The following is a 7,809-nucleotide window of genomic DNA, read 5'->3' as shown; positions in this document are numbered from 1 at the left end:
AACGCCGGCATTCTGCCCTCGGCTATCAATCGCCCAATCACTTTGAAACCCATCTTCAAACAACGTCCCAATTGTGTCCGGCTTAGCTAGACCACCTCATATTCCATCACCATGCAGACTGTAGGAACGATGGGTTAATGCATTGACAACAGCCTCAAGCCAAGCGAATTCAGGCAAAGCAGGTACGCGGGCGAATCTACCGTTGCCTATCAATCTAATTACAGTTCCTACTTCACTCAGTAGCAGCTTCTGAGCTTGCTCAAGCAAGTTGGGTATAGTGCCTTCTAAACGAATGTCTTCGCGCAGATTTGATCTTGTTCCTGTTTCGGCTACAGTTCCATCGTATTTCTGATACCTAATATATGACCAAAGAGGAGGTATTAAACCGAAAAGTAGTTGTCCAGCTTGAGTTACTCCTTGCCTAGCTCCACGATCTATATAGATGCCTCGATGCCGCATCAATGCATCTGTGTCATTCGCTCGCATCCTTTCAGCATATGCATGAATTTGATCGAGGTCCAAATCATCTCTGAATAAATCAGGTACGATTGACTTGTCAAATATTGCCTCGCCTTTGTCAAAAGCAAGTTCCCTCTCTTCTATAATCCCAATTTTGCGGGTTTCATCACCAACCCGCAAAAAGCACTCTCCTTTCTTATTTCGGTGGATAGTCTCGCTCGCTTCGACATCAAGAATTAATAGCCTGTCTGCTCGACCATCCTTATTGGAACAGACTAGATACCGAACAGTATTCCTTACAGGCGGATCAGCATGATCTCGACCAGCCTGTACCCAGTCGTTCAACTGCTTTGAGTATTCGTTGATGCCTTCTATCTGACCATTAGAAACACCAATAACTACGCGTCCTCCGTCTGCGTTTGCGAGGCCAATCATGCATTTCGCTAGACTGTCAGCCGCTATCCTACTACTCTTTCTATCAAACCATTGGTTTTCTGGACTGTTGACAAGGGAGCTTACGTCAGTGTTCACGTCAAGAGGTTCAATGCCGAACAACGACAGCTGACGGGAGAGAGGCTTAGAGAGAGGCGATGGTGTCATTTACTAGCTGAACAGCAGGTAATCGTTGCGCGGTCACCAAAAATAGCTAAATAACACTTTGCGTGCCTCCTATCCGGCTAACATCAGGCTACGGTGCCCTCTATTGGCTACCGAAGCTAATATCGCACAGGCATTTAACTAGCAAGAAACACTGCATCACGGCGATTAAATCACCAAGGGCAGTACTATATGTTCAGTCTCGTCCACTGGGTTATAGGCTGAATACGTTGCGGAACGACTTATAATTTGCAATAGATAATCGCTTTCTGTGCCCTGTAGTGTACCCCAAAACAACAAAAAGCCCGATTCTGGGACAGAATCGGGCTTTCTTGTGGTAATGATTGGAATCGAACCAACGACACCAGCATTTTCAGTGCTGTGCTCTACCAACTGAGCTACATTACCAGCTCGTGGTTCCCGGCAGGCCTATTGGCCGTTGGGGAGCACAAAAGTAGTAAAGCATTTTTAACCTGCAAATCGAAGTCAAAAAAAATCTGCAAAAAGAAAACTAAAGGGCCGCAAAGCTGTAATTTGTTATGCATAACGAGTATATTTCGGCTCCAACCTTAAACTTACCCTTTTCCTGTGCATTTCTCTATTCAGAACATTCTCTTTCTGCTAGTAGCGCTGGCGGGCTTCGGCTTGTTTGCCTGGCAGGCTAGCCGCATCCGGGCCAACGTGCTGATGGGGCGCGACCGGGACGTAAGCGGCGACGTGAACGACCGGCTCTGGAAAACGCTGCTCGTGGCTTTTGGCCAGCAGAAGATGTTCAAACGTCTGACGCCGGCCTTCCTGCACCTGATTGTGTATGTAGGTTTCATCGTCATCAACATCGAGGTCATCGAGATTATGGTTGATGGCCTGTTTGGCACTCACCGCTTCCTGCAGTTCGCCGGCCCGGCCTATTCGGCCCTGACCGGCACCAACGAGATTCTGGGGGCACTGGTAGTGGTGGCCGTCACGGCCTTCTGGTGGCGGCGCAACGTGAACGTGGTGCGCCGCTTCACGGGCTCCGAAATGCGGGCTTGGCCTAAAATGGATGGCAATATCATCCTGTATGTGGAGGTGGTGCTGATGGTGGCCCTATTTCTAATGAACACGGCCGATTTGAAGGCACATCAGTTGCAAAACCTGACCATGCCGGGCTCGTTCCCCGTTAGCCAGTTCCTGACCGGATTGCTGCCCGACAGTGTACCAATGCTGCACGTACTGGAACGCATCGGCTGGTGGTCGCACATTGTGGGCATTCTGCTGTTTCTGAACTACCTACCCAGCAGCAAGCACTTCCATATTATTATGGCGTTCCCGAACGTGTACTTCTCGCGGCTGATTCCGCAGGGGCAGTTCTCGAACGTAGATAGTATCACCCACGAGGTGAAGGCCATGATGGACCCGAGCTACCCCGTGCCCGCTCCGGCTACCAACCCCGACGGTTCGGCTGTGGCACCCACGCCCTTTGGGGCCAAGGACGTGAACGACTTAGCCTGGACCAACCTGCTCAACGCTTATTCCTGCACCGAGTGCGGGCGTTGCACGTCGGTGTGCCCGGCCAACCTCACCGGCAAGCTCCTCTCGCCCCGCAAAATCATCATGGATACCCGCGACCGGATGGAGGAGAAGTACAACGAGCCGCTCCTCTTCAACCCGGCCCTGTACGGTAAAGAAGCCAAGCACGACCCCCAGGAGCAGCTCGACAAGGAAAACCACACCCTGCTGCGCGGTTACGTAACGCCCGAAGAGCTCTGGGCCTGCACTACCTGCAACGCGTGCGTCGAGGCCTGCCCCGTGAACATCAACCCGCTGGAAAGCATCATCGAGATGCGCCGCTTCCTGGTGCTCGAAGAGTCGGCCGCCCCCAACGCCCTGAACGCCATGTTCAGCAACATCGAAAACAACGGTGCGCCCTGGGCCTTCTCGCCATCCGACCGCTTCAACTGGGCCGACGAGCTATTCGTAGCGGACAAAAAGGAGCTGGAAGTCAGGAGCTAGGATTCAGAAGGCAGTCCGTGCTTTCAATTCTTTCCTGTTACCGCTTCCTCCTTCAAAACGGAATTCCATCCGGTGAATTCTATCTTCTAACTCCTGACTCCTAGCTTCTCAAAATAATGGCTGAGCAAACTGCCAAGCGTCCCGTTTCTGTTCCCGTCATGGCCGATTTGGCCGCCCGCGGCGAAAGCCCGGAAATCTTGTTCTGGGTGGGCTGCGCCGGCGCCTTCGACGACCGGTACAAGCGCGTAACCCGGGCTTTCGTCCGTATCCTCGACCACGTGGGCGTGAACTACGCCGTGCTGGGCAAGGAGGAAAGCTGCACCGGCGACCCGGCCAAACGGGCCGGCAACGAGTTCCTGTTTCAGATGCAGGCCATGACCAATATTGCCACGCTCGACGGCTACGGCATCAAGAAGGTTGTAACGGCCTGCCCGCACTGCTTTAACACCATCAAAAACGAGTACCCTGCCCTCGGTGGCAACTACGAGGTAATTCACCACAGCACCTTCCTGCAGCAGCTCATTAACGAGGGTAAGGTGACGGCCCAGGGCGGCGAATCGTTCAAAGGCCGCCGCATCACGTTCCACGACTCCTGCTACCTGGGCCGCTCCAACAACATCTATGAGGCTCCCCGCGCTGTACTGGAAGTACTGGATGCCGATTTGGTAGAGATGAAGCGCTGCAAAACCAATGGCCTCTGCTGCGGCGGCGGCGGCGCGCAAATGTGGAAAGATGCCGAGCCCGGCAACAAAGAGGTGAACATCGAGCGCACCGAGGAAGCCTTAGCCACCCTCGATGGTAACGCCGCCGCGCTGGAAAACCTGCAAGGTGTGCAGAGCAATGCCCCCGCCGTACCCGCCGGCGCTGGTTCTGCCAACAGCGTAATTGCCGTAGCCTGCCCGTTTTGCATGACCATGATGGCTGACGGCGTGAAAAATAAAGAGCGCGAGCAGAACGTGCAGGTCTTCGACCTGGCCGAGCTTATCGCCTCTGCTGAGGGCCTGAATGCCTAAATTGCTTCGTGCTATAATAGGATACTGAAAACAGCCCCGGCCGGAACTTCCGGCCGGGGCTGTTTCTTTGTAGTATGTAGCGCAGGGTTGCCGCATGGCATAAGCCCAACATCCGAATCCCAAGTGTCTCCCATGTACGTTCCCTTCGAGCAGTTGCCGGCTTCGGCCCGCATCTGGATATACCAGGCCACCCGCCCCCTCACAGCCGCCGAACAGGCAAGCCTGCAACCGGCCCTGCACCGCTTCGCCCACGAATGGACCAGCCACGGCCGTAACCTAGCGGCCTCGGCCGTTGTGCTCCACGACCAGTTTCTGGTAGTTGGGCTCGATGAAGCCGTGGCCGATGCCAGTGGCTGTTCAATTGATGCTTCGGTCCGTTTCGTGCAAGGCATTGAGCAGGAGTTGGGGGTGGAGCTGCTGGAAAAGTCGAAGCTGGCTTTTCTGGTCGGTGGCGAAGTCCGACTGCTCGACCGGCGGGAACTGCGCCCAGCAGTAGCCGCCGGTACGTTGGTACCCGAAACCCTTTACTTCGATAACACCATCGGGCAGCAGGGGCAACTGCTGGAACGCTGGCCTGCCCCGGCAGCCACTACCTGGCTTGCCCGTTATTTCAATTGATACCCTAGAACAGGCTCTTCCACCGGAAAACTTGCATATTAGCCCCACTATTCACGCTAAGCCAGCCCCGGAGAGGTTCATCACCCGGTTCCTTTTTCCTTTCTCTATGAAAAATTCTGTTCTGTTATGGACGGCCGTGGGCTCGGCCACTCTGCTCGCGGGTTGTGCCACCACCGGGGGCTTGAGTAAAGCTGATAAACGGTTTGCACGCGGCGAGTACGAGTCGGCTATTACCTTATATAAGGCCGATGTGGCCAAAGGCAAGAACGTGGCCGCTGCCAATTATAGCCTCGCCGAATCGTACCGCCTCTCCAACCGTATCGACCAGGCCGAAGGGTACTACAAAGCCGCCATAGACGGCGGCGCCCGTAAAGCCGACGCCGGTTATTATTATGCCTCGGCGCTACGGGCCAATGGCAAGTTCGACGAGGCCGCCGAGCAGTTCACGAAGTACGCCGAAACCGGCAGCAACCGCAACTTGGCTGCTCAGGCCGAAGCCGAAGCCAAAAATGCGTTGGCCTCCCGCGAACTGTCGGCCATGCGGACCAACAGCGAGGTGTCGCCGCTCGACGAAATCAACACGCCCGCTTCCGAGTTCAGCACCACCCGCATCCCCGATACCAAAGAGCTGGTTTTCGCCTCAGGCCGCGACGGCAAGGTGTATCCCGGCAATGGAGAAGGGTTCAACGACCTCTACGCCGTGCAGTTCGCCGATGCCCAGCAGCTTACTGGCGGCACCATTCGCAAGCTTGACCCCATTGTTAACTCCGCCAACCGCCACGAAGCCAGCGCCACCTACTCGCCCGATGGCAAAATGCTGGTGTTCGCCCGCTCGAACGACGGTTCGAAAAAGGGGTACCTGAGCGTAGATCTGTGGGTTTCTTACTACCGCGAAGCCGCCTGGACCGAGCCCGAAATCCTGCGCGGCGTGAACAGCAGTACCGCCGACGAGTTTTCGCCGGTATTCTCGCCCGATGGCCAGACGCTCTACTTCGCCTCCACCCGCAAGGGCGGCCTCGGCGGCAGCGACTTGTACAAGGCCATCATGGAAAGCCCGGGCCGCTTTGGCGCCCCCGAAAACCTAGGCGATAAGGTGAACACAGTCGGCAATGAGAACTTCCCGGCCATTTCACCCGATGGCGTGCTCTACTTCTCCTCCGATGGCCACCCCGGCCTGGGCAAGCTCGATATTTTCAAGCTCGATAAAGGCAAGGCCCAAAACCTGGGCGCCCCCATCAACAGCAACGGCGACGACTTCGCCCCCTTCTTCCTCGATAAGCAGGCAGGGGTATTTTCCTCGAACCGGGCCGGTGGCAAAGGCTCCGACGACTTGTACCGCTTCCGTGAGAACCGCACCAAGCTGGTCACTTTCCTGGCCGATGGCACGCTGGTAGAGCGCAACGACCAGACCGGCAGCACCACGGCCGTGCCCAACGAAACCGTCACGCTGTTTGGGGCCACCGGCCAGCAACTGCAAACCACCACCACCAGCCCTGACGGTAAGTTTACCTTCAAGCTCGACTCAACTGCGGCCAGTTACTCCCTCGTCGCCAACCGCGACGGGTATTTTACGGCCCGCAACTCCCTGACCACCATTGGACGCAAGCCCGCCCAAGAGGCGTTGCCTAATCCCGTGAACGAAGTGCGGATACCCGTAACGCTCACGCTCACCAAAATCGTGAAGAACAAAGCCATCGTAGTTGACAACATCTTCTACGACTACGACAAAGCCAACATCCGACCCGATGCCGCGTTGGAACTCGATAAGTTAGTGGAAACTCTTAACGACAACCCCAAAATCACCATCGAGTTGAGCTCTCACACCGACTCCCGCGGTAAGGATGCCTACAACCAAGCGCTTTCGCAACGCCGGGCCCAGTCGGCCGTCGATTATATCATCTCTAAAGGAGTCGACCGCAGCCGTATTACAGCCCGGGGCTACGGCGAGTCGCGGCCGGTAATTGCGAATGCCAAAACCGAGGAGGAGTACCAGCGCAACCGCCGCACCGAGTTCAAGGTGACCAAAATCGCGCAGTAACAAGGCTTTACAGTCATTGATGTGCCGCTCGGTCTGCTCCAGCAGGTCGGGCGGCTTGTTTTTACATTGATAGGGGAGGGGCTGCAGGAGGAAGTGGCATAGTCCTTGGCTTTAGCCCGGAAGAATAGCTTTCCTCCGCTCCCCTCCCATGAAAAAGCCCTTACTTCTGCTCCTGAGTATCCTATTGCTGGTAACCAGTGCACTCCGGGCCGCACCAGTCGCGGCCAGTATTTCCGGCGAGCGGGGCTTATCCTTCCGCCTTTTGCTCGATGGCCGACCCGTTACCCGGGGTGCCATTCCCCAGATATATCTGGAACAGTTACAGCCCGGTTACCATTGGGCCGACTTCTTCATTCCCGTAGGGCGAGGGCAGAACGTGAGCTACCGCACGCAGCTCTTTCTGGCCGATGGTTTCGAGACTAACTTCGTGTTGCTGGCCCGCCCCGGCTTTCCACCATCATTGCGCGCGATTAATACGGTACCCTTAGCGCCCCCGGTACATGCAAGGCCTATCCCCGGGACGTACCCAGGAGCAACTTATTCGGCTCCTATATATAGCATGAGCCCAAACGAAGTGAATGGGCTGCTCCAAACCATCCAGCGACAGGCATTCGATGATGCCAAAATAGCCCTCATGCACGATGCCCTGCACGATGTCACCATCGAAGCCCTAGATGCCCGCCGCCTCATTCAGTCCCTGGCATTCGACCAAAACCGAATCGAAACCGCCAAATACCTATATGGGCACGTGTTCGACCGGCACAATTTCTACCAGGTATATGATGCCTTGGTCTTTACTTCCAGTATTCAGGAAGTCCAGCGATACGTGCAATCCGTCCGTTAAACCGCTTTTTGTGTCATTAGAGGGCTTCCCTTGGACTGTTGCAGCAGCCCCCAAGGGAAGCCCTATTAGCTTACGCGTTAAAAAGAAAGTCGCTGACTGTGTGAGCCAAAGCGGGTCCTACACAGGTATTTCAAGGCCTGGGTTTGCAGAAGCGGGATAGATGCCGCACTTTTGCACTCCCAATCCGAAACGCGGAAGGGACCGGCCGCTACGGCAGCCAGGACTTGAAAAAGTTTTTTGCTCCGGAG

General features: G+C 55.6%; 6 protein-coding genes and 1 tRNA gene. 5 read left to right on the top strand and 2 right to left on the bottom strand.

Features of this window, described 5'->3' with window-relative positions:
* Positions 1–96 precede the first annotated feature (96 nt).
* Both CDA63_RS19500 and CDA63_RS19495 read right to left on the bottom strand, forming a co-directional pair.
* A complete protein-coding gene (locus tag CDA63_RS19500; protein WP_088466132.1) occupies positions 97–1,059 on the bottom strand; it encodes an AlbA family DNA-binding domain-containing protein in 963 nt (320 codons plus the stop codon).
* A gap of 332 nt (positions 1,060–1,391) precedes the next feature.
* Positions 1,392–1,464 (bottom strand) — tRNA-Phe (locus CDA63_RS19495).
* 180 nt (positions 1,465–1,644) lie between these two features.
* On the opposite strand from CDA63_RS19495, the gene CDA63_RS19490 reads away from it, so the two are divergent.
* From CDA63_RS19490 to CDA63_RS19470, 5 genes are all read left to right on the top strand, one after another.
* The gene (locus CDA63_RS19490; protein WP_088466131.1) at positions 1,645–3,048 is read left to right on the top strand and encodes a (Fe-S)-binding protein; all 1,404 of its coding nucleotides are present in this window, start codon (positions 1,645–1,647) and stop codon (positions 3,046–3,048) included.
* 116 nt (positions 3,049–3,164) lie between these two features.
* Complete coding sequence (locus CDA63_RS19485) at positions 3,165–4,061, top strand: (Fe-S)-binding protein (protein ID WP_165768412.1); 897 nt, start codon at positions 3,165–3,167, stop codon at positions 4,059–4,061.
* Positions 4,062–4,193: 132 nt separating this feature from the next.
* On the top strand, positions 4,194–4,679 hold the full coding sequence (locus tag CDA63_RS19480; protein WP_088466129.1) for a hypothetical protein: 486 nt from the start codon (positions 4,194–4,196) through the stop codon (positions 4,677–4,679).
* Positions 4,680–4,785: 106 nt separating this feature from the next.
* A complete protein-coding gene (locus CDA63_RS19475) occupies positions 4,786–6,717 on the top strand; it encodes an OmpA family protein (protein WP_088466128.1) in 1,932 nt (643 codons plus the stop codon).
* Positions 6,718–6,865: 148 nt separating this feature from the next.
* Positions 6,866–7,561, top strand: a complete 696-nt coding sequence (locus CDA63_RS19470; protein WP_088466127.1) for a DUF4476 domain-containing protein — start codon at positions 6,866–6,868, stop codon at positions 7,559–7,561.
* The last annotated feature ends 248 nt before the right edge of the window (positions 7,562–7,809 follow it).

This window comes from Hymenobacter amundsenii (assembly GCF_002204745.1).
GTDB classification, from domain to species: Bacteria; Bacteroidota; Bacteroidia; order Cytophagales; family Hymenobacteraceae; genus Hymenobacter; species Hymenobacter amundsenii.
This window is presented reverse-complemented; position numbering and strand designations above follow the sequence as displayed.